Source organism: Mesorhizobium atlanticum (genome assembly GCF_003289965.1).
Taxonomy (GTDB): Bacteria; Pseudomonadota; Alphaproteobacteria; order Rhizobiales; family Rhizobiaceae; genus Mesorhizobium; species Mesorhizobium atlanticum.
Window position 1 is genome coordinate 79,673 of record NZ_QMBQ01000013.1, and the last position, 18,996, is coordinate 98,668.

Consider the following 18,996-nt stretch of genomic DNA (forward strand, 5'->3'; position numbering starts at 1 on the left):
GAGGGTGTCCAGCGGGTTTCCTCACGGAACTGCTAAAAAAGGCGAGCTGGGCAGGCCGCCGATCCTGTCAGATGCGCGGGGGCCGCCTTGACAAGCGATGGCCGTCAACTCCGCCAGCTGACCGGCGCCCCGGATCAGGAAGCGTTGCCGGGATCGTTTGCGATTGGGACGCTCTCGGGGACGGCTGAAGGCGCTTTTAGGCAGAAAGCAGCGCTGGTTGAGACGGCTGCTCAACCGCGGCTGGTCCGGCTCCTCTGCAGCCAGCCGTTCAGCCCGTTCGGCCACGCTATGACGAAGACCGCCAGCAGCAGCCCAAGACCTATGTTGCGGTAGTCGGACAATTCCCGCATGCCTTCGTCGGCCAGCATCAGCACGGCGGCGCCGAGCAGCGGCCCCCATATCGAGCCGAGGCCGCCGATGACGATCATCGCGATCAGGAACAGCAGGGTCGAGAAGGAAAACACCGTCGGGCCGACGACGCGGAAATGGATGGCGTAGAAGCCGCCTGCTATGCCGGTGAAGAAAGCGGAGACCGCGAAGATCCAGAGCTGGTATTTGAAACGGCTGATGCCGCGCGACATGGCGTAGCCGGGATTGTCGCGCAGCGCCCGGAAGGCAAGGCCGAGCGGCCCCCGGATGACGACGATCGAGATCGTCACCGCGACAGCCAGCAGCGCCAGCCCGACATAGTAGTGGGCGATGTACCATTTCGACGGGAACAGCGCGCGCAGGCCGATATCGCCGAACTGGCCGATGCCGCGCACGCCGCCGAACAGCGGCATGCAGCCGCCGACGGTGGTGAAGCAGTCTGTGTCGTTGACGATGAGCACATACATGACCTGCGCGATCGCCAGCGTCAGCAGCGCCACATAGGGGCCGCGCAGCCGCAGGCAGGCGAGGCCGATCAGCATGCCGACCGCGACGGTGATCACGCCGGCCATCGGGATCGCGGCAAGCATGGGCACCTTCCAGTAGAAGCCCAGCATCGCGGTTGCGTAGGCGCCGCTGGCGAACAGCGCCATCTGCGCCAGCGAGAAGATGCCGCCTATGCCGAGCACGAGGTTCCACTGCACCACAACGATCGCCCAGATGAAGAACAGCGTCGACTGGGTGATGACGTAGCGCCCGGGCATGACGATCGGCAGCGCGATGGCGAGAGCCAGGCAGACGAGACCGATCAGGATATCGCGGCGGATGGATGTCATAGGCGCACCACCTGTTGTTTGCCGAACAGGCCGTAAGGCCGCCAGATGAGCACGAGGATGACGAGAAGCAGCAAGGTGGCGAAGCTCCAGCGCACGCCGAGCACATATTGCGTGGCAGCCTCGAGCAGCCCAAGCGCGATTGCCGCGATCACGGCGCCGTAGACATTGCCGAGCCCCGCGACCACGCAGACGATGAAGGCCTTCAGCATCGGGTCGCCGCCCATCACCGGCGTCAGCGTGGCGATCGAGCTGATCATGATGCCGGAAACGGCGGCGAGCGCGCCGGAGAGCGCCAGCACCTGCGCGTAGACCCGGCCGACCCTGACGCCCATCAACTGAGCCGCCTCGCGGTTCATCGACGTGGCGCGGATGGCGCGGCCGGCGCTGGTGCGCTGCAGGAGGATGGCGACCGCCACCATCAAAACGATGGCGACGCCAAGGATGAAGACGTTCTGCAGCGGTATGTGCACATTGCCGATGACGACCTGGCCTTCGACCGCCAGCGGCTGCGGGATCGGATAGGGTCCAAAACCCTTCAGCATCAAATTCTCGATGACGCTGCCGATGCCGATCGTGGCGATGAAGATGTTGGTCTCGAAATTCTCGGCCCTGAGCAACGGCAGGGCCGCGCTGAAATAGATCAGCAGTCCGACCAGCGCGCAGACGAAGGCGGCGGCGAGAAGCGCGAGCGCCGGATTGAGGCCGGCATGGACGATTGCCGCGTAACAGATATAGCCGCCAAGAGTCAGGATGGCGCCATGCGCCATGTTGAGCATGTTGAGCGAGCCGTAGACGAGCGACAGGCCGATGGTCGCGACCGCGTACATGGCGCCGAGCGTCAGGCCGGAAGCGACGATCTGGATCAGGACGTCCATCGCTCACACTCCGAGATAGGTTTCGACGATTTCCGGGCGCGCCATCAGTTCGGCGCCCAGGCCCGACCAGGCGATGCGGCCATTGTCGAGCAGGTGGATCATGTCGGCATGCTCTGCGATCCGCTCGGCATTCTCCTCGACCAGAAGAATGGTGCGGCCCTCGCGTCTCAGGTTGAAGATGACCTCGTAGATCTGCTCGATGACGATCGGGGCCAGTCCGAGCGACGGCTCGTCCAGCATCAGCACCTCGCCGCCCGCCATCAGGCCACGGCCGATGCCGCACATGCGGCGCTCCCCGCCGGAAAGCGTGCCGGCGGTCTGGTTGCGGCGCTCCTTCAGCTTGGGCAGCAGCGCAAAGACGAAGTCGATCCGTTCGGCCAGTCCGTCGCTGTTGGCATAGGCGCCCATCAGAAGGTTCTCGTGCACGGTCATTGCCGGAAAGAGCAGGTCGCCCTGCGGAACCTGGATGACGCCGCGTTCGACGATCTGGTCGGGGCGCAGGCGGTCGATACGCGAGCCGTCGAGGCGGATCTCGCCCGACGTCACCGGGACAAGTCCGGAAATCGCCTTGAGCAGGGTGCTCTTGCCATGGCCGTTGGGGCCGACAATGGCGGTGAGCTCGCCCTTCCTTGCCGACAGTTTGATGGCGTCGAGCACGATGCGGCCGGAATAGCCGGCGCTGGCGTCGACGATCTCGAGCGCCGCTTCAGCCATGCGTGCTCTCCATGAAGGAGCGTAGCCGCTCGGAGGCGCCCTGGCCGAGATAGACATCGACTACGGTGCGGTCGTCGAGAAGCTTCGTCGGCAGGCCTTCGAAGATCTTTTCGCCGTGATGCATGATCATGATGCGGTCGGAGAGGCGCACCAGGAAGCGCATCACATGCTCGATGAGGATGATGGTGACGCCCGCCGCCTTGATGGCGCGCACGGCATCCATCACACGGTCGACCTCGCGCGCCGTGAGGCCGCCGACCGGCTCGTCCATGAGCAGCAGTTTCGGCTTCGTCGCCATGGCGCTCGCCATCATCAGGAGCTTGCGGTCGAGCACCGGCAGCTTGCCGGTGACCTTGTCGGCGCGGTCGGCGATGCCGAGCATTTCAAGCGCGGCATCGGCGGCCTCATGCGCCGCGCGGCCGGCGCGCAGCGTCGGCACGGCCCGATTGTTGCGGCCGAAATAGGCGCCGACCAGCACGTTCTCGCGCGCGGTCATGCTGTCGAAGCCCGCGTTGAGCTGGAACGTGCGGGCAACGCCGGCATGACAGATCTGCTCGGGCGCATGCTTGGTGATGTCCTGGCCGTCGAGCACGATCGCGCCTTTGGTGGCCGGGTTCAGGCCCGAGATCACCTCGAACAGCGTCGTCTTGCCGGCGCCGTTCGGTCCGCCGATGCCGAGGATCTCTCCAGCCCCGACATCGAAGGACAGATCGCGGACCGCCGCGAGCGCGCCGAAGGACTTGCCGACATGCCTGCACGACAGCAAGGGCGTCGCGGCGGCGTCTCCCGTCATCCGGCTAGGCCTTGATCCATGGCGGCATCATGAACTTGGTCGTGCCGTATGGCGCCGGTGCGATCAGGCCGGGGCCCTTGGTGTAGTCCTGGATCTGCAGGAACTGATGCGGCATGCCGAGTGATGAATCGTTGACCTGGGTCGGATAGGTGTAGGCGGCATTCTCGAGCGGCATGAAGCGGGTCGTGCCGGTCACGCCGCGCCATATCATCGAGCTCATTCGGGCTGCAACCTTGCGGTTCTGGTCGTTGTTGCCGGGTTCGCCCGTGCCGCCGGCAAGGGCCGCCGCGGTCGCCCAGACATAAGCGCCGTCATAGGGCTGCGCGCCGGAATTGTGACCGGCGTTGGGGCCGAACTTTTCCTTGTAGCGCTTCTCGAAGGCGGTGCCGATCTCGTCCTGCAGCGCGCCGACGACGGTCGCATAGATGATGCCGTTGGCCGCCTGCTTGGCGATGTCGCGGAAGGCCGGAATCGACGGGCCGTATTGCATATAAACCAGGCTCGGCGTCGGGTTCGAGGCGAATTGCAGCGCGAACTGCCCGAGATCGGCGGGCAGGAAGTGGGTGATGCAGATCACCGCCGGGGGATCCTGGCGGATCTTGGCCAGCGTCGGGCCCCATTCGGAGGCCGGCACGCTGACGGTCTCGAACAGGCTGATGTCCCAGCCGTAGCTCTTGGCCTGTTCCTTGACGGCGTTGGCGATGTTGGAGGCATAGACGCCGGCCGACAGGATCACCGCCATCTTGTTGTTCTTGCGCTTCCACTCGCCGTTCTCCTCCAGCCCCTGCAGGAACTTCAGGAAACCGGGGCCATACCAGTATTCGGCCGGGTCGCCCTGGAAGGAACCCCAGTAGCGGTCCGGGTTGGACTTCACCAGATTGTTGTGGCCGATCGTGGTGTCGTAGTGGACATAGATGATGCCGTTGTCGGCGGCGACTTCCTGGATCGCGGCGCCGGATCCGATGTTGTAGCCGTTGAGGATCGCATGCACGCCATGCCGGTCGACGAGGCGCTGCGCCGCCTGCACATTGGTGGCGTCGCCCATCTGCGCGGTGTCCTCGAAGGACGGCTCCAGCGGCCGGCCGAGGATGCCGCCCAGCGCGTTGATCTCCTCGCAGGCAAGCGTCAGGCCGTTCTTGAACTCGATGCCGTCGGGCGCGGCGAAGTCGGTGGTCGGCCCGCACTGGCCGACCGGGATCGGATCGCCTTCGGCGCGCGCCTCGTTGTTCATCGCAAGGAGCATGGCCGGCATGCCTGTCAGCGTCGCGGCGGTTGCAAGCCCGCCCTTGATCAGGAAGTTGCGGCGGGAGCCGGCAATCACATTCGGCGTGGTTAGTTTCGAACTGCGCTTCATCTCGATTCCCCTTGTAAGTTCTTGTCAGTTTATGTTTTTGACCAGTTCGGCTGCCTGGTCGATGATGGCCGTCTGATGCGGCTGAGCCGACATTCCACCCCATTGTCCCATCAGCTGGTCCCACGGGTCCTCGACGCCCGTGCGGTGTCCGCAAAGCTCCTCGATCACGGCGAGGCCGCAATAAGGCACGTACATTTCGGAGTAGCCGCCCTCATGCGTCATCACCAGGCGCCCGCCGCACAGCGCGCGCGCCGCGTCGAGCAGCATGCGCGCCAGCCTGCGATAGCCGCTGGAATTCATCAGCATGCGCCCCATCGGATCGACGCCGGAAGCGTCGAAGCCCGAGGGCACGACGATCAGCTCCGGCTTGAAACGCGTCAGCGCCGGGATCACCACGCGCTCGAACGCAGCGGCGTAAGCGCCCGGACCGGACCCAGGCGGCAGCGGGACGTTGATGTTGAAACCCTTGCCCTTGCCCTCGCCGTTCTCGGCGATCGCGCCGGAATTGGCCGGGAACAGATTGTCCTGATGCAGCGAGATCGAAAGCACGCTCGGATCGTCGTAGAAGATCGACTGCGTGCCATTGCCGTGATGCACGTCCCAGTCGACGGTCGCGATCCGCGTCAGCCCGTGCAACTGCTGCGCATGGCGGATGGCGATGGCGGCGTTCGAGAACAGGCAGAAGCCCATGCCGACATCGGCGGTGGCGTGATGACCTGGCGGGCGGATCAGCGCATAGGCGTTGTCGACCTCGCCGGTGATGACGGCCTCCATCGCCTTGATGGCGCCGCCGGCGGCCAGGAGCGCGATCTCATAGCTGCCGGCGCCGAGCGGCGTCAGCGCGCTGGCGTCGCCATAGCCGCGGTCGCTTATCTCCCTGATCTTGGCGATATGCGCCGGCGTATGGACCCGCGACAGCTCCTCGACGGTGGCGCGCCTCGGCTTGATGGTGACCAGATGGTCGAGGATGCCGCTCACTTCCAGGAGGTTGCGCAGGCGACGCTTGGTCTCGGGATTTTCGGCATGTGTGCCGGGCTGGACCGTTAGGCTCGGCGGGAAGACCTGGTTCCAGTTCCAGGTGTTGTGCCAAAGATAAAGTTCGTGGAAAACGAAACCAGTCGCCATGCGGCTCCACCCAGCATATCTCGGCCGGATGATGACCCGCTACATTAGCGCTGTCCCGACACCTTCGGGTAACGGGTGGTTTTTTGAGTCCACCCATTCGGGTGGTTCTTGTCGCGGCGCAATTCCAGGCTGAAGATTGCTCTAGCCCGCCAATTGCCGTTCGGTGGCGGCGTCGAGCCCGATTTCCTTCAGCTTGAGGACCGCCTCCGTGCGGCTGGAGACGCCGAGCTTGCCGAAGATGTTCTTCAGGTGCCACTTCACCGTGTCGGGCGCCATGGACAGCGTCTCGGCCAACTGGCGGTTGGTATAGGCGCGCAGAAGCAGGGCGGCGACATCGGTTTCCTTGCTGCTCAGCATCTGCTTCTTTCCGACGATTGCTATCGGGCGCGTCCGTTCGGGCGCGGTCTTGCCCAGCTCGCGCAAAAGCGTGTCGACAAAGGTGGCGGTGCTCGAATTGCGCGACCAGGCCGGAATTCGTGAGCGGGCGAATTCGAGCACCTCGCGCATCGGAAGGCCCTCATCGATGAGGGAGCGCAATGCGTTCTGCGGCAGCGCCAAAGTGACGACGTCGACCGCTGCCGCCAGGGCCAGCAGCGTTTCGCCCGCGCTGTGCGCGGCGATGGCGACAAGCGCCCGCACCTGCATGAAGCCGCGCAGGCGGCCGTCGCGGCGCATGCGTTCGGCGATACGGTCGAGCACGGCGATGGCCTTCGCCGGGTGGCCTTCGGCGATCAGCACGCGCGCGGCGCCGATATGGGCATATTCGTCGAGCGGATGGATCGGGGCCGGCCGGCTTTCGGCCGAAGGCTCGATGCCGCGCGAGCGCAGCGCCAGCCGGGCGGCGCGGACGTCGCCGCGCGACAACAGCAGCCGCACCCGCTCGTTCAGCGCCGCGGCCGTCAGCCGGCGGTAGCGCTTCTCGATGCCCAGCCGTTCGGCGCGTTCGAGGAAGACGATGGCCTCGTCGTGCCGCCCATGCGCGGCCGAGAGCCGCGCCAGGTGCAGCTTGCAGGCCATCTCGTGCACGACCAGTCCGCATTCCTCGATGATCTGCCGATGCTGGTGCAGGATGCGCTCGGCGCCCTGCAGGTCGTTCCACTCATAGGCGAGCTCGACATGGAAGATCGCCGTCATCGCTTCCGTGTAGGAGCCGGATCCCAGGCGCTCGCGGGCGAGTCGGCAGGCGCGGTCGAGCAATTGGTGCGCCTCGGCGAGGTTGCCGGCGGAAATCTCGACCAGCCCCAGCAAGAGGTCGCAGTAGACGATCCCGAAGACGGAATTGGCGGCGGCGTGATGGTCGCGCGCCGCGAGGCTGCGCAGGCGCGCGGCGTCCAACTCGCCAAGCGAATAGTGGCTGAAGGCGCAGATATTGGCGAGCGTGCCGCGCGCGAAGGGCTCGTCTTCGGGAAAATCCGCCAGCCAGCGCGAGGCGACGCGGGTCGCGGTGCGGGAACGGTCGGTGGCGCTGATGACGCCAGCCGTCAGCGTCTGCAGCTCGGCCTTGAGCGAGCGGGTGGTCGCGCGGTCGATCTCGCCGCGCTCGGCAAGCTGCCCGATCAGGGTCTTGGCCTGCTTGAGGATGCGGACCGCCTGGCGTGGCCGGCTCATGTGGAACTGCGCCCAGACGCGGGCAAGGAGCAGGCGGGGGCGGGCGGCGATGAGGTCCGCCGGAAGCTGGTTCAGCCACTCCGTCAGCTTGGGGATGTGGCCCTGCATGGTCAGCGGCATGGCGCATTCCTCGACCAGGCGCGCCGCATGGTCGGCGTCGCCGCTGGCGAGCGCGTGGTCGACCGCGTCGGAGATATAGCCTCGGGCCGCCAGCCAGGCGGCGGCTGAGCGATGCAGGTCCCTGAATGTCTCCGGCGCCCAGCCATCCAGCCTGTTGCGCAGGAACTCCGAGAACAGGTGGTGATAGCGGAACCATTGTCCCGTGGAATCGAGCGCGATGAGGAAAAGGTTCGAGTGCTCGATGGTCGCCAGCGCCGCGGCGCAGTCCCGTCCCGGACAGACCGCCTCGACGAGGCCCAGGCAGAAGCGGTCGAGGATCGAGGTCCTGAGCAGGAAATCCTGGATCTCTGGCGCCTGCCGGGCGAGCACGTCGTGGGTCAGGAACATCGCCACGTCGCGCTGGCTGCCGGAAAATTCGGCGATGAAAGCTTCTCTCGATCCCTCATGCGCCAACGCCAGCGCGGCAAGCTGCAGGCCGGCCGGCCAGCCTTCGGTCTTGTGGTGAAGCGCCACCATGGCCGAGACCGCGAGGTCGAGGCCGCAGACATTGGCAAGATAGTCCTCGGTCTCCTCGAGCGAAAAGCGCAGGTCGCTGTCGCCGAGGCTGACGACGTGCCCCTTCATCTTCATATGGGCGAGCTCGAGCGGCAGCTCGCCACGGGTTGCGAGCACGATGCGCAAGGCGGGCGGGGCATAGGCGACCAGCATGTTGATGCAGGCGGCGATCTCGCCGGAGACGATCAGATGCGCGTCGTCGAGGACGAGGTAGATCGGCGCGGCGCGGCGCGACAATTGGTTGATGATGGCGGTAAGGATGGAATCGACCGGAGTCACCGGGCTGGAGTCGATCAGCGATTCCGCGTTGCCGGCAATGTCGGGGTCGACGCGATGGAAGGCGGCGGCGAGGTATTTGAGGAAGCGGGCGAGATCGTTGTCCAGCCGGTCGATCGACAGCCAGGCGACCTGGGCGATGCCGCCGGATATGCCGGCCGCCCATTGCGAGAGCAGGGTCGATTTGCCGAAGCCGGCGGGCGAGGTCACCACCGTCAGCTTCCCCGCGGTCGCGGCATCCAGGGTGCGCAGCAGCCGCGGTCTTTGAACAAGGGCGTCGCGCAAATGAGGCGGCTGGAGCTTCGTCTCTATCAGCATCTGGTTCTCGACGGCTGCTTTCGGCGCTTTTAATAAACGCGCAGTGCGGCGCGGAGGCAATGGCCGGGCTGGGAGCGCGCCAATGATCGCGATCCGGTTCGTTGTTCGAATCCGTTCCGTCGTTGCGGTGCCGAAGCCACTGCGGTAAACTTACGCGGATTGGACGATACGCATGCATCCTGTCGTTAGTGCAAGGGTTCCATCCCGCCCGGTCGGATTGTGAACTCTTTAACAGACCTCCGCGTCGCAAGCTGAATTCTTGTGGCCGACAGGTCATAGCGGTTAGGGATTTTGCCATGCTGCGACGCTGCGCGCTGATTGCAGCCTTGGTCGTTGTGGGCCTCACGACGATGCAGGCGCAAGCCGATCGAAGAGTTGCGCTTGTCATCGGCAATTCCGAATATCGCGAAATTCCGGCCCTCAAGAATCCCGACAAGGATGCCGAGGATGTGTCGAATACGTTTCGGCTTGCAGGATTCGACGTGTTCGTCGCCAAGGACCTCACCAAGCTCCAGTTCGAGAAGGAATTCCGCAATTATCTGGCGGCGGCGGACGGCGCCGATCTGGCGGTCGTCTACTATTCCGGCCACGGCTTTCAGATCGGTGGCGAGAATTTTCTGATCCCGGTCGATGCGTCGCTCAAAGGTGCGGCCGACATCGAGGTCCAGGCGGTCAAGCTCGACGACGTCCTGCAGCAATTGCGCGCCAAATCGAAGATCCAGGTGATCATCCTCGACGCCTGCCGCAACAATCCGTTCCCGCGCAAGGACTATTGGCTGCGCGACCAGTTGATCGCGGCCGGCGGCACCGGCCTTGCGCAGGTGAAGAGTTCGCTGAACACGCTGATCGCCTTCGCCACCGAGCCGGGTGCCGTCGCCTATGACGGCTCCGGCGATCTCAGCCCCTTCTCATCCGCCTTCTCCCGCCGCGCGCTGGCGCCGAACCAGGAGATACGTTCGGTGATGGCGGCCGTGCGCCGCGATGTGGTCGAGGCCACAAAGGGGGCGCAGGTTCCGTGGGAGAACTCCTCGCTGATCGACGAGGTGGTGCTGATGCGCCGCGCCAGCCGGCCGGCTTTGCCGCCGGTGCTGGAAAAGACCGTGCCGTCGGGCGTCGGACCGGTCGCGCTCGACCTGCCGGTGCCGGTGGATGTCGACGGCGGCGCCGTCACCATCAGCATCGAAAGGCCGCCGGCGATGGGGCGCCTGATCCTGGACGGCAAGCCGGTCGCGACAGGCGAGCCGATCGAGGGCAAGGACCTGCCGCGGCTCCAGATGGACGTGCCGAAGGGCGCCGCCGCCGAGGACCAGGTCGACATGCTGGCCTATGCCACGCATGACGAATGGGGCGGCGGATCGCAAGGCATACTGGTGTTCCGGATCAAGAATGGCGACGGCGCCGCCGGCAAGCAGCTCGTGGCCTCGCTGGAGTCCGAGCAGAAGCAGCAGGTGGTGGAGCGCGGCATCCACATCGCCGGCGCCGCCGAAGCGATCGAGAACCGCGACGTGAACGTTCCGGTCGGTGTCGGTCCGGTTCCGCTGAAGCTGGATTTGCCGACCAAGGATCCGGCGGTCAGCGTGAAGCTCGCGAGTTATCCGGCAACCGGGACGCTGTCCCTGCCGGATCGGACTCTGTCGCCGCAGTCGAGCCTGATGGCCGATGAAGTCGATAAACTGCGCTACGAGCCGCAGATAGGCACGGTCCAGCCATTGATAGTCGGCGTCGAAATCACGGCCGACAACACACCGTCAAAGCCGGCGACGATGAAGCTGTCGCCCAGTGTCGATCCGTGCGACCAGAAGGCAGGCGAGCCTTTGGATTTGCAGGGCGTCGTGCCCGGCCTGTTGCCGAATGAGATCGGCGCCGGCGCGGTGGAGGCCTGTCGGGCGGCCGTGAAGGCCTATCCCGATGTCGCGCGCTTCCACTACGAACTCGGGCGCGCGCTGCTCGCCGCCGGCAAGGTCGATGAGGCGAAGAAAGCCATCCAGGATGCCGCCGACAAGGGGCATGTCCGCGCTGTGTTCGAGCTGGGCTATATCGCCTCGTCCGGCATAGGAACGGCCGTCGACCCGGCGAAGGCGAATAGCTTCTATGCCAAGGCGTCCGACAAGGGCGATCCCTATGGAATGACTGCTTGGGGACGCGCGCTGTTCAATGGTCTTGGCGTCCAGCGCGACACCGGCAAGGGCCTGGACTTGCTGCTCAAGGCGGCAGCCCTGGGCCACACCTATGCCATGAACGATCTCGCCGCGATCTTCACCGAAGGCCGCAATGGCGTGCCCGCTGACTCGGCTCGCGCCGTTGCCTTCCTGAAGGCGGGCGTCGAGCGCCAGGACATGTATTCGATGAACATTCTCGGCCGCAATTATCTCAGCGGGCGAGGCGTCGAGAAGGACACCAAGCAGGCCCAGGCGCTTTTCCAGAAGGCGATGGACCTCGGCCAGCCCTATGCGCCCGGCAGTCTCGCGCGCATGTACCGGGATGGTGACGGCGTCGACAAGAACCTCGCCGAGGCGCAGAGGCTGTTCGAGCTGGCGACAGACCGCGGCGACTATTCGGCGGCCTATGATCGCGCCGCCATCGAAATGCAGAAGGGCGACAAATCCGATCAGACGGTCGCCGTCCGCTATCTGGCGTTCGCGGCGGGACTTGATCTGCGCAACGAGTTGCCGAGCGCGCGGACGACCTTGGCGCAGTTCGGCGCGAAGCCGAAGGCCGCTGCCCTCAAGCAGCTGCGTTCGGAGCTAAAATCTAAAATCCCGGCGGGCGGCTCGGTCGACGACCAACTGGTCAAGACGGCCAGGGCGGTGTGGGAGCAAGCCAACCCGCGCCGGGACCTGTTCTGATCAACAAGGAGGCAGTGGTGGGCAGGGCATTGAAGCAAGTGGTCATCGCAACATTCCTATCCTTTGCGGTCGCTGGGTGCACGACGGTGGCGCCCAGGCTCGAGCCCGCGCCGACAACGAAACATCGCATCAAGCACGTTCGCACGACGACGGCGCCGAAGGTGGTCAAGCGCAAGAAAGTGACTGCCAAGAAACTGGTCGTACCGGTCAAGACCGAAACAGCACCCGTGATTGCGCCTCTGGGCGGCAGCGGCGGCGGTGGCGGCGGTGGGTGGTGATATCCCCATCGATACGCGACGCGTTTTCGACGTGTTGTGACTGGAGCCTCTTTTCCGCAGCTCCGTCGTAACCGCTCGCCAACTGCGGGCAAGTGCTCTATTCTCCCTTTTTCGTGCCGGTATCGAGATCGGGTTGTCCTGGCGGGGGCGTTCCATGTTCGAAGTCGTTGCATTCTGGCAGAAGCTGCGCGCCAAAGCCGTGGCTTTTGGCGTTATCCCTGCCGCGCTGCTGGGCTTGTTGGTCTTCGGATCGCAAACGGCAAGCGCCGCACCGAACTGGACGCTCGATCCGTCCGCCTCCGTGCTCACCTACCAGTCGGTCAAAAAGAACACGATCGTCGAGACCAACAAGATCAGGAACATCACCGGCACGCTGAGCTCAGCTGGCGACGCCAAAATCAGCTTCGACCTCAATTCCGTCGACACGGGCGTCGACTTGCGCAACGTGCGCATGCGCTTCCTGTTCTTCGAGACATTCACCTATCCGACGGCCGAGGTGACGGCGAAGGTGGACCCGGCGGCGTTCGCTGATCTGCCGACCAAGCGCCGGGTGAAGACGACCTTGCCGTTCCGCCTCAGCCTGCATGGCGTCGACAAGGATCTCGAGGCGAATGTGGTCGTCACCATGATCAGCGACACCCAGGTTTCCGTCGCCTCGGAGGCGCCCGTCGCGGTCCATGTCGAGGATTTCGGCCTGTTGCCCAACATCGACAAATTGCAGCAGGCCGCCAATGTGACCAACATCGTGCCGACCGCGTCGGTGTCCTTCGATTTCGTCTTCACCGCCGACGGCGCCAAGCCGGCCGCCGTGCAGACCGTTTCGGCCTCGACCGCCGAGGTCGGTCCCGTCGCAACCGACGCGGCGAAGGCCAATTTCAGCGACGAGGAGTGCCTTAACCGCTTTGCCGTGCTCTCGCGCACTGGCGCCATCTATTTCCGCCAGGCAAGCGCAAGGCTCGACGCGAAGAGTCGTCCGCTGCTGGCGGAGGTCGAGGGCGTCGTGGGCAAATGCCCGACCCTCAAGGTCGAGGTCTCGGGCTACACCGATTCCGACGGATCGCCCGAGGCGAACAAGGCGCTTTCCGAACGGCGCGCCCAAGCGGTCGCCGACGCGCTGGTCGCCGACGGTGTTCCGCGCAGCCAGATCAGCTCCGCCGGTTATGGCGAGGACAAGCCGGTCGCCGCCAACGACACGCCCAAGAACAAGGCGCTCAACCGGCGGATCGAATTCTCCGCCAGCAAGCTCGCCAACTGAGGTGGCGGTGAGTTCCGCTCCGATCGCCTTTTGCGGTGGCATGTTTCGCGCTGCCGCGCTCGTGGCGTTTGCCTTGCTCTTGTCGATGGGAGCCGCCAGCGCCGAGCGGCGTGTCGCGCTGGTGCTCGGCAACTCGCAATATCAGCACGCCGCACCCCTCGCCAATCCGGCGCGGGATGGCCAGGCCATGGCCGATCGGCTCAAGGACCTCGGCTTCGAGGTGGTTTCCGGCTTCGACCTCACCAAGCAGCAGACGCAGGCCACGGTCGCGCAGTTTGCAAGAGAGGTGCGCGGCGCCGACATCGCGCTTTTCTTCTATGCCGGCCATGGCCTGCAGGTCGCGGGCAAGAATTATCTGCTTCCGGTCGACGCCGCGCTCGAGGACGAGACCTCGCTCGACTTCGAGGCCGTCTCGGTCGACTTCGTCCTGCGCCAGATGTCGCGCGAGACCAGCATAAGGCTCGTTTTCCTGGACGCATGCCGGGACAACCCGCTTGCCGACGTGCTGGCGAAGAGCGCGGGCATAAAAGGCGCAAGCAGCGGTCTTGCGGAGATCCCGATCGAGAATGGCGGCGCCGGCACGCTGGTGGCTTTCGCCGCCAGCCCGAACCAGCTTGCCTATGACGGATCTGGCGACCACTCGCCCTTCACCACCGCGCTGCTCCAGCATATCGGCGAAGCCAACGTGTCCGTCACCGAAGCCATGAACAGGGTGACCAGCGACGTCTTCAAGGCGACCGCCGGCAAGCAGCGCCCCTGGATCAACGTCTCGCTGACCACCGAGGTCGTGCTGCACAAGGTCGATCTCAACGCGCCGCTGATCGTCGGCGAGGCGAGCGCGCCGCAGGCCGAAGCCGGTTCCGAAACGCGCAACACCGGCGCGGCATCGGGCCAAACCGACGATCAGCTTGCCCTCAATGCGCTGCGCGAGAAGATCCCGAAACTGGCGACGGACGGGCCGATCTTTTTCGATCGCCCGGTCAAGTTCGGCGACGCTGCGATCGACGGCAAGAGCATAGCCCAGTTGATCAAGGGGGAGCCGCTTTTCAGCCCGGTTGAAGGCCTCGACAAGTCGGTCTGGCAAGGCAAGCACTGCGATGGCTGTCACCAGTGGAACGAGACCCGCCTTTGCGAGCAGGCCAAGAATTTCGCCGCCAACGACGTCTCCGTCCTTCGCCTGCAGCATCCGCTCGGCACCCGCTTCAAGGTGGCGCTCGCAAGGTGGGCGCAAGGCGGCTGCCAATGATTGTCAGGCGTAAGCCCCGAACCGGTTTTCGGGAAAGGTCCTCTAATACGCGTCGACCGATTGCCGCTGCGCCTCCATCTCCACCATCTGGATGCCCATTTCGACGAAGGCCGAAAGCACGGCGAAGCGGTCGGCGGTCGAGACGCGCGCCAGCCCCGCCAGGATCCCGGCGTTGACGGCGTGGGCTGCGGGAAAGCCGGTCGACAGCATATCGAAGGCCGGGTCGCGCCACGCCGCCGACAACGCGATCCAGGCAGCCGGCGTTGCCGGCGACGGATCGACAGCGCTGCCCAGCGCCGCCCGATGGCGAGGATTGCCGGGCTCACCCACCCAGTCGCTGACAAGGGCCAGCAATTCGAGATCCCTTTCGGCAAGGAGCTCGGCGAGATGGCTCAGGCATTCATGCCCCCACCAGACCGCGGCGCGCTCGGGCAGCAGGTAGGCGCAGAAGGTGACGGCCTCCTCCGGCACGCGGCCGGCGAGCAGCGTGCGGCAGAATTCCAGCGGGGGTTGGGCGACGGCCGGCGACTTCATGTCCCGGGCGATCGCGGGACAGGCAAGAAACAGATCCCTTGCCGTTCTGTATCCGAGTTCATTGGCCATCGCTGCCACACCCCGAGCATCGGCACAAATAGCACTGAAACCCGCGGCCAAGCGCCGGTCAAGCCTCAACCTTATCAGGCGCCGGCCATCGGCAACGTGCGCTTGTTCACAGACAATCGTTTCAGGATTTGATATAGTCCGCCCCAGCGAAAATCCGCTCGAAACAGGTCAAACAGGAGTGACGGTCATGCGGTGGGGCAGCTCAGCCTTGGTATTGGCGGCCGTGCTTTTTTCAACGCACATTTACGCCGATCCGCTTCAGAAATCGGAAGACATCGTAAAATTCTTCGCAGGCCAGGGCAATCTTGGCGCGTCCCGCGGCATCTGTGTCGGCACCGAGGAAGAATGCAAGAGCAAGGCCGAGAAGAACGAGGCGCCGCCCCAGAAGGCCGGCCTCGACATGATGATCAACTTCGCCCTGGATTCGGCCCAGCTCGACCAGACCGCCCGCGCGGAGCTGGACGAGTTCGCCAAGGCGCTTAAGGACAACCGGCTGAGCACGTTCAGCTTCGTCGTCGAAGGCCACACCGATGCGACCGGCACGGATCGCTACAACCAGGACCTGTCGCAGCGAAGGGCGCAATCGGTAGCGGCCTTCCTCGAAGCGAACGGCGTTGAATCGGCGCGGCTCGAGGCGATCGGCCTCGGCAAGTCGCATCCGCGCGTCGCCAATCCGTACGATCCGGTCAACCGCCGCGTGGAGATGCGCATCAGGACGGAATAGGCCGCCGGCGCTGTCGCCGGCCAGATCATCGCGAAGTGGCAGGTGAAGCGCTTCCTGCGGGCCTAGAGCGGTTCACCGTTTCACGGAAACGGCGAACCGCTCTATCTCTTTGTTTTTACGCAATTTCGGACGGAAAACCGCTCACACTTTTCCTGGAATTGCTCTAGCCCGGCTCGAGCGTATCCTGAATAGAACCGATCAAGGCGGTGATCGCCTGCTTGTATTTCTCGAATTCCGGCGACGTCTGCCGCACTTCGGTCGTGGTCGTGGTCGGCTGGCCCTGGTCGGTCGCCACGCGCGTCACTTTCTGCCCCATCTTCCGCTCGGCCCAGTCCACGACGTAGCTCGCGGTCTTGCCGGTGAGGAACGGGTTGGCCTGGATGACGGCCGATCCGAGCACGGCGCTCAGTTGCGTCGAGCCCGGCGCCGCCAGAACCTGGGCCGCGCCCTCCATGCCAAGGAAATGGCAAAGATAGAGACGGCCGGCGGTGATCTGGTGTCCGCGCGCGCGCAGATAGGCCTCGCCCTCGCGCGCCAGGTTGCGCACCATTTCGCGCGACAATGTCGCGTCGTAGCGAAGCGCGAGCAAGTCGGCCGTCGACAGCGACCGGGCAAGGTCGGGCCGATAGGTGTTCATCATCCGGATCCAGGTCTTGGAGATGAACTGGCCGGCGCCGGTCGCCGAGGAAAGCGGGTTCTTGGCGCGGGCGCTGCCGCCGCTTTCGACATGCACGATCCGGTCCGTCAGCGTTTCGACGGCGGCGTCGCCGGAACCGCCGGAACTGACGGCAACGGCGGTGGCCACCGTGGTGACAGTCCCCAGCGGGTCGATCGCCTCGCCGTTCTGGTAGAGCTCGAAATGCAGATGCGGGCCGGTCGAAAGCCCGGTTGTGCCGATATAGCCGATGACGTCGCCGGCCTTCACCTTGGTGCCGACGCCGCTGGCGATGGCGAATTTCTGCATATGCGCGTAACGCGTCTCGCGGCCATTGGCATGCGTGATCTTCACCAGATTGCCATAGCTGCCGCCGTCGCCCTGGAAAGAGATCTCGCCATCGAAGGCGGCCATCACCGGCGTGCCGACCGGAGCCGCCCAGTCGACGCCCTTGTGGATCCGGACCGTGCCGAGGATCGGATGCTTGCGCGGGCCGAAGGTCGAGGTCATCACACCGGCAACCGGCGTGACCATGCCGTTGGTGACGGTCAGCGAGCGGACCTGATCGTCGCCGGTCACGCAGGCATACTGGCCGTCGCTCTGCTGGAAGACGAAACAGTCGAGGCTCTTGTCCGCGCCCTGGACGCCGACATAGAGCACCCGCCCGGAAATCTCGCCTTGGCCGCGCGGCGTCTGCGAATAGATCAGCACCAGGCGCTGGTCCTCGCTGGCGAAGGCGTCGAGGTCTTGCCCGCGCGACAGATACATGATCGCCTCGCCGATCACGCTGGTCGGCACCTTGTTGCGCGCCGCGGTCGAATAGATCGCGTCGAGCAGGCGGTACTGGCGCTTAGGCCCGCCCTGGTCGGACGCGCCGGAATAGTTGAACAGGTCCTCGCGGACCCATGGGTCGACGCCCGACACGAAGGCGCCGGCCGCATTGCGCGTCAGCGTGCCGACATAGACGTTCTTGGCGTAGATGGAGACCTGCATCAGCGACATGGTCGTCGCCTCGCGGTTCGGCCGGAACCCGCGCATGGCGACGACGAAGCCGGCCTCCAGCCCGTCGCGATTGAACACCGTCTTCAGCGCTTCGCCCGCAAGCTTCGCGTCGTCGGCGGAGAAATGCGCGTCCAGCGCCACGCTGTCCAGGCTGCGGTCGTTGAGGATCTTCACGAAAGTGTCCTCGGTCGCCTCGAAGCGCTGATATTCGCTGGTGACGGTCGCAACCGTCGTGTTGTTCTCGATCTCGGTTTTCTTGAAAGCGGGAAGCGCCGCTTCCCCTTGGTCGATGGTCTCGCCCCAGCCGGCCTCGGGGTCGTCGGCGTCCGCCTTGGGCGCCGAACCGGCGTCGCTCTCGTCCGGCGCCGCCTGCAGGTCGTTCTCCAGATCGCCTTGCGGATTGCCCTGTTGATCGTCGGGTGCCGCGGCCGGAGCGGGCGATGCCGGTTGCTGGTCGTCGGGCACCGTTGCCGAAGGTTTGGGAGCGGCCTGCCGCTGCGCCTGGAAAAAGGCGAAATCCTCCTGCGTCGACGGGATAGTCGTCATGAACTTCTCGCTGGCGCTCAGCATCACGTCGGAGAGGATCTCAATCTGCGGCGAAGCCCCCGAACTGTCGAGCTCGGCCGGACGCGCGACGGTCTTGCCCTTCGTTGCCGTGTCGGCATCGGGCGCGAGCGTGATCCACATCGGATCGCCGGCGAGATCGATGATCGCCGGCACATAGACCGAAGCGTCGGGCGGCACGTCTTCCATGCCCTCGACGGGATGCAGCTCCTCGTCCTCGTCGCCGAACGACCAATAGTCCTTGGTCAGATAGAAGCCGGTGGCGACGGCAACAATGGCAAGCGTGGCAAACCCGGCAAGAGCCCGGCGCCAGAGCTTGCGCCGGCGCTCGGCAAGGCGGGCTTGTTTCTTCTGCCTGAAGCTCGTGTCGATCGAGTGCGTCACGGGCTGTTTCCGGTCAGGAAATAGGTCCAGCGCACCTGCTCGAGGGTGTCGACCTCGACGAAGCGCGCCGCGATATGGCCGCGCTGCCAGCACTCCTCGATGCCGCGGATCGAGAAGCGCCGCCGGTCGATGCACATCTCGGTCGACCCGTTGAGGATCGCGTGGCCGAAGACGTCCGTCGCGTAGAGATAGATGTAGCGGTTGGTCAGCTCCTCTCGGATGACGTTGACGCATTGGTTGGCGCCGATCGTCCACCAGCCGTCCGTCTGGTCGGCATTGTCGACCTTCTGTCCAACCGCGAGATTGACGACGTCGAGCGTCTGGTTGCAGACGGTGAATTCGGCATGCGCCTTGCCGGGCAAAAGCATCGAGAGCAGCGCTGCGCCGAGCAAAGCGGCAAGCGTCATGCGGCCCGGAAAAAGGAATTGGAGCCGGCTACGCAGCTTGCGTGGCGGGGGCTGGTGCAAAGAACGCAGGGTGCGAAGGTCCATCGGCG

At 65.1% G+C, this 18,996-nt stretch carries 15 protein-coding genes; 5 read left to right on the plus strand and 10 right to left on the minus strand.

The features are described 5' to 3' along the window. Positions 1–230: 230 nt before the first annotated feature. The 7 genes from DPM35_RS30645 to DPM35_RS30675 form a co-directional block, all read right to left on the minus strand. Positions 231–1,205 carry a branched-chain amino acid ABC transporter permease gene (locus tag DPM35_RS30645; protein WP_112131221.1) on the minus strand — a complete coding sequence of 325 codons (975 nt, stop codon included), beginning with the start codon at positions 1,203–1,205 and terminating at the stop codon, positions 231–233. Beyond that, positions 1,202–2,080, minus strand: coding sequence for a branched-chain amino acid ABC transporter permease (locus tag DPM35_RS30650; RefSeq protein ID WP_112131222.1), 879 nt, complete (start codon positions 2,078–2,080; stop codon positions 1,202–1,204). Before DPM35_RS30650 ends, DPM35_RS30645 begins: the two co-directional genes overlap by 4 nt. A 3-nt stretch (positions 2,081–2,083) precedes the next feature. Next, complete coding sequence (locus DPM35_RS30655) at positions 2,084–2,794, minus strand: ABC transporter ATP-binding protein (protein ID WP_112131223.1); 711 nt, start codon at positions 2,792–2,794, stop codon at positions 2,084–2,086. Next, entirely contained in the window at positions 2,787–3,587 is an 801-nt protein-coding gene (locus DPM35_RS30660; RefSeq protein WP_112131224.1) for an ABC transporter ATP-binding protein, read from the minus strand. The genes DPM35_RS30655 and DPM35_RS30660 overlap by 8 nt, the downstream gene beginning before the upstream one ends. Before the next feature lie 4 nt (positions 3,588–3,591). After that, on the minus strand, positions 3,592–4,941 hold the full coding sequence (locus tag DPM35_RS30665) for an ABC transporter substrate-binding protein (protein ID WP_245431722.1): 1,350 nt from the start codon (positions 4,939–4,941) through the stop codon (positions 3,592–3,594). 24 nt (positions 4,942–4,965) lie between these two features. Then, positions 4,966–6,066 carry a class II histone deacetylase gene (locus DPM35_RS30670; RefSeq protein WP_112131225.1) on the minus strand — a complete coding sequence of 367 codons (1,101 nt, stop codon included), beginning with the start codon at positions 6,064–6,066 and terminating at the stop codon, positions 4,966–4,968. A 141-nt stretch (positions 6,067–6,207) separates the two neighbouring features. Beyond that, a complete protein-coding gene (locus DPM35_RS30675; RefSeq protein WP_112131226.1) occupies positions 6,208–8,943 on the minus strand; it encodes a winged helix-turn-helix domain-containing protein in 2,736 nt (911 codons plus the stop codon). A 296-nt stretch (positions 8,944–9,239) separates the two neighbouring features. Between DPM35_RS30675 and DPM35_RS30680 the strand changes: the two genes are divergently transcribed. The 4 genes from DPM35_RS30680 to DPM35_RS30695 all read left to right on the plus strand — a co-directional run bounded on the left by DPM35_RS30680 (position 9,240) and on the right by DPM35_RS30695 (position 14,568). Then, positions 9,240–11,789, plus strand: a complete 2,550-nt coding sequence (locus tag DPM35_RS30680) for a caspase family protein (RefSeq protein WP_112131227.1) — start codon at positions 9,240–9,242, stop codon at positions 11,787–11,789. A gap of 17 nt (positions 11,790–11,806) precedes the next feature. Beyond that, positions 11,807–12,067 (plus strand): hypothetical protein, encoded by a 261-nt coding sequence (locus DPM35_RS30685; RefSeq protein ID WP_245431723.1) that lies wholly within the window; start codon positions 11,807–11,809, stop codon positions 12,065–12,067. A gap of 154 nt (positions 12,068–12,221) precedes the next feature. Then, on the plus strand, positions 12,222–13,322 hold the full coding sequence (locus DPM35_RS30690; protein ID WP_112131229.1) for an OmpA family protein: 1,101 nt from the start codon (positions 12,222–12,224) through the stop codon (positions 13,320–13,322). A 40-nt stretch (positions 13,323–13,362) separates the two neighbouring features. Continuing rightward, the gene (locus tag DPM35_RS30695) at positions 13,363–14,568 is read left to right on the plus strand and encodes a caspase family protein (protein WP_112131280.1); all 1,206 of its coding nucleotides are present in this window, start codon (positions 13,363–13,365) and stop codon (positions 14,566–14,568) included. A 42-nt stretch (positions 14,569–14,610) separates the two neighbouring features. Here the strand turns inward: DPM35_RS30695 and DPM35_RS30700 are convergent, their stop codons facing one another. Then, positions 14,611–15,102, minus strand: a complete 492-nt coding sequence (locus DPM35_RS30700; protein ID WP_245431724.1) for a DUF6931 family protein — start codon at positions 15,100–15,102, stop codon at positions 14,611–14,613. 256 nt (positions 15,103–15,358) lie between these two features. On the opposite strand from DPM35_RS30700, the gene DPM35_RS30705 reads away from it, so the two are divergent. Beyond that, complete coding sequence (locus DPM35_RS30705) at positions 15,359–15,895, plus strand: OmpA family protein (protein ID WP_181592241.1); 537 nt, start codon at positions 15,359–15,361, stop codon at positions 15,893–15,895. 163 nt (positions 15,896–16,058) lie between these two features. Here DPM35_RS30705 and DPM35_RS30710 read toward each other — a convergent pair whose 3' ends face one another. Next, complete coding sequence (locus tag DPM35_RS30710; RefSeq protein ID WP_112131231.1) at positions 16,059–18,500, minus strand: M23 family metallopeptidase; 2,442 nt, start codon at positions 18,498–18,500, stop codon at positions 16,059–16,061. Further along, on the minus strand, positions 18,497–18,991 hold the full coding sequence (locus tag DPM35_RS30715; protein ID WP_181592236.1) for a DUF1036 domain-containing protein: 495 nt from the start codon (positions 18,989–18,991) through the stop codon (positions 18,497–18,499). Before DPM35_RS30715 ends, DPM35_RS30710 begins: the two co-directional genes overlap by 4 nt. Positions 18,992–18,996 lie beyond the last annotated feature (5 nt).

Coding starts and splice junctions, on each gene's coding strand:
- DPM35_RS30645 (WP_112131221.1), bottom strand. CDS start 1,205: ATGACATCCATCCGCCGCGATATCCTGATCGGTCTCGTCTGCCTGGCT.
- DPM35_RS30650 (WP_112131222.1), bottom strand. CDS start 2,080: ATGGACGTCCTGATCCAGATCGTCGCTTCCGGCCTGACGCTCGGCGCC.
- DPM35_RS30655 (WP_112131223.1), bottom strand. CDS start 2,794: ATGGCTGAAGCGGCGCTCGAGATCGTCGACGCCAGCGCCGGCTATTCC.
- DPM35_RS30660 (WP_112131224.1), bottom strand. CDS start 3,587: ATGACGGGAGACGCCGCCGCGACGCCCTTGCTGTCGTGCAGGCATGTC.
- DPM35_RS30665 (WP_245431722.1), bottom strand. CDS start 4,941: ATGAAGCGCAGTTCGAAACTAACCACGCCGAATGTGATTGCCGGCTCC.
- DPM35_RS30670 (WP_112131225.1), bottom strand. CDS start 6,066: ATGGCGACTGGTTTCGTTTTCCACGAACTTTATCTTTGGCACAACACC.
- DPM35_RS30675 (WP_112131226.1), bottom strand. CDS start 8,943: ATGCTGATAGAGACGAAGCTCCAGCCGCCTCATTTGCGCGACGCCCTT.
- DPM35_RS30680 (WP_112131227.1), top strand. CDS start 9,240: ATGCTGCGACGCTGCGCGCTGATTGCAGCCTTGGTCGTTGTGGGCCTC.
- DPM35_RS30690 (WP_112131229.1), top strand. CDS start 12,222: ATGTTCGAAGTCGTTGCATTCTGGCAGAAGCTGCGCGCCAAAGCCGTG.
- DPM35_RS30695 (WP_112131280.1), top strand. CDS start 13,363: ATGTTTCGCGCTGCCGCGCTCGTGGCGTTTGCCTTGCTCTTGTCGATG.
- DPM35_RS30700 (WP_245431724.1), bottom strand. CDS start 15,102: ATGAAGTCGCCGGCCGTCGCCCAACCCCCGCTGGAATTCTGCCGCACG.
- DPM35_RS30705 (WP_181592241.1), top strand. CDS start 15,359: ATGCGGTGGGGCAGCTCAGCCTTGGTATTGGCGGCCGTGCTTTTTTCA.
- DPM35_RS30715 (WP_181592236.1), bottom strand. CDS start 18,991: ATGGACCTTCGCACCCTGCGTTCTTTGCACCAGCCCCCGCCACGCAAG.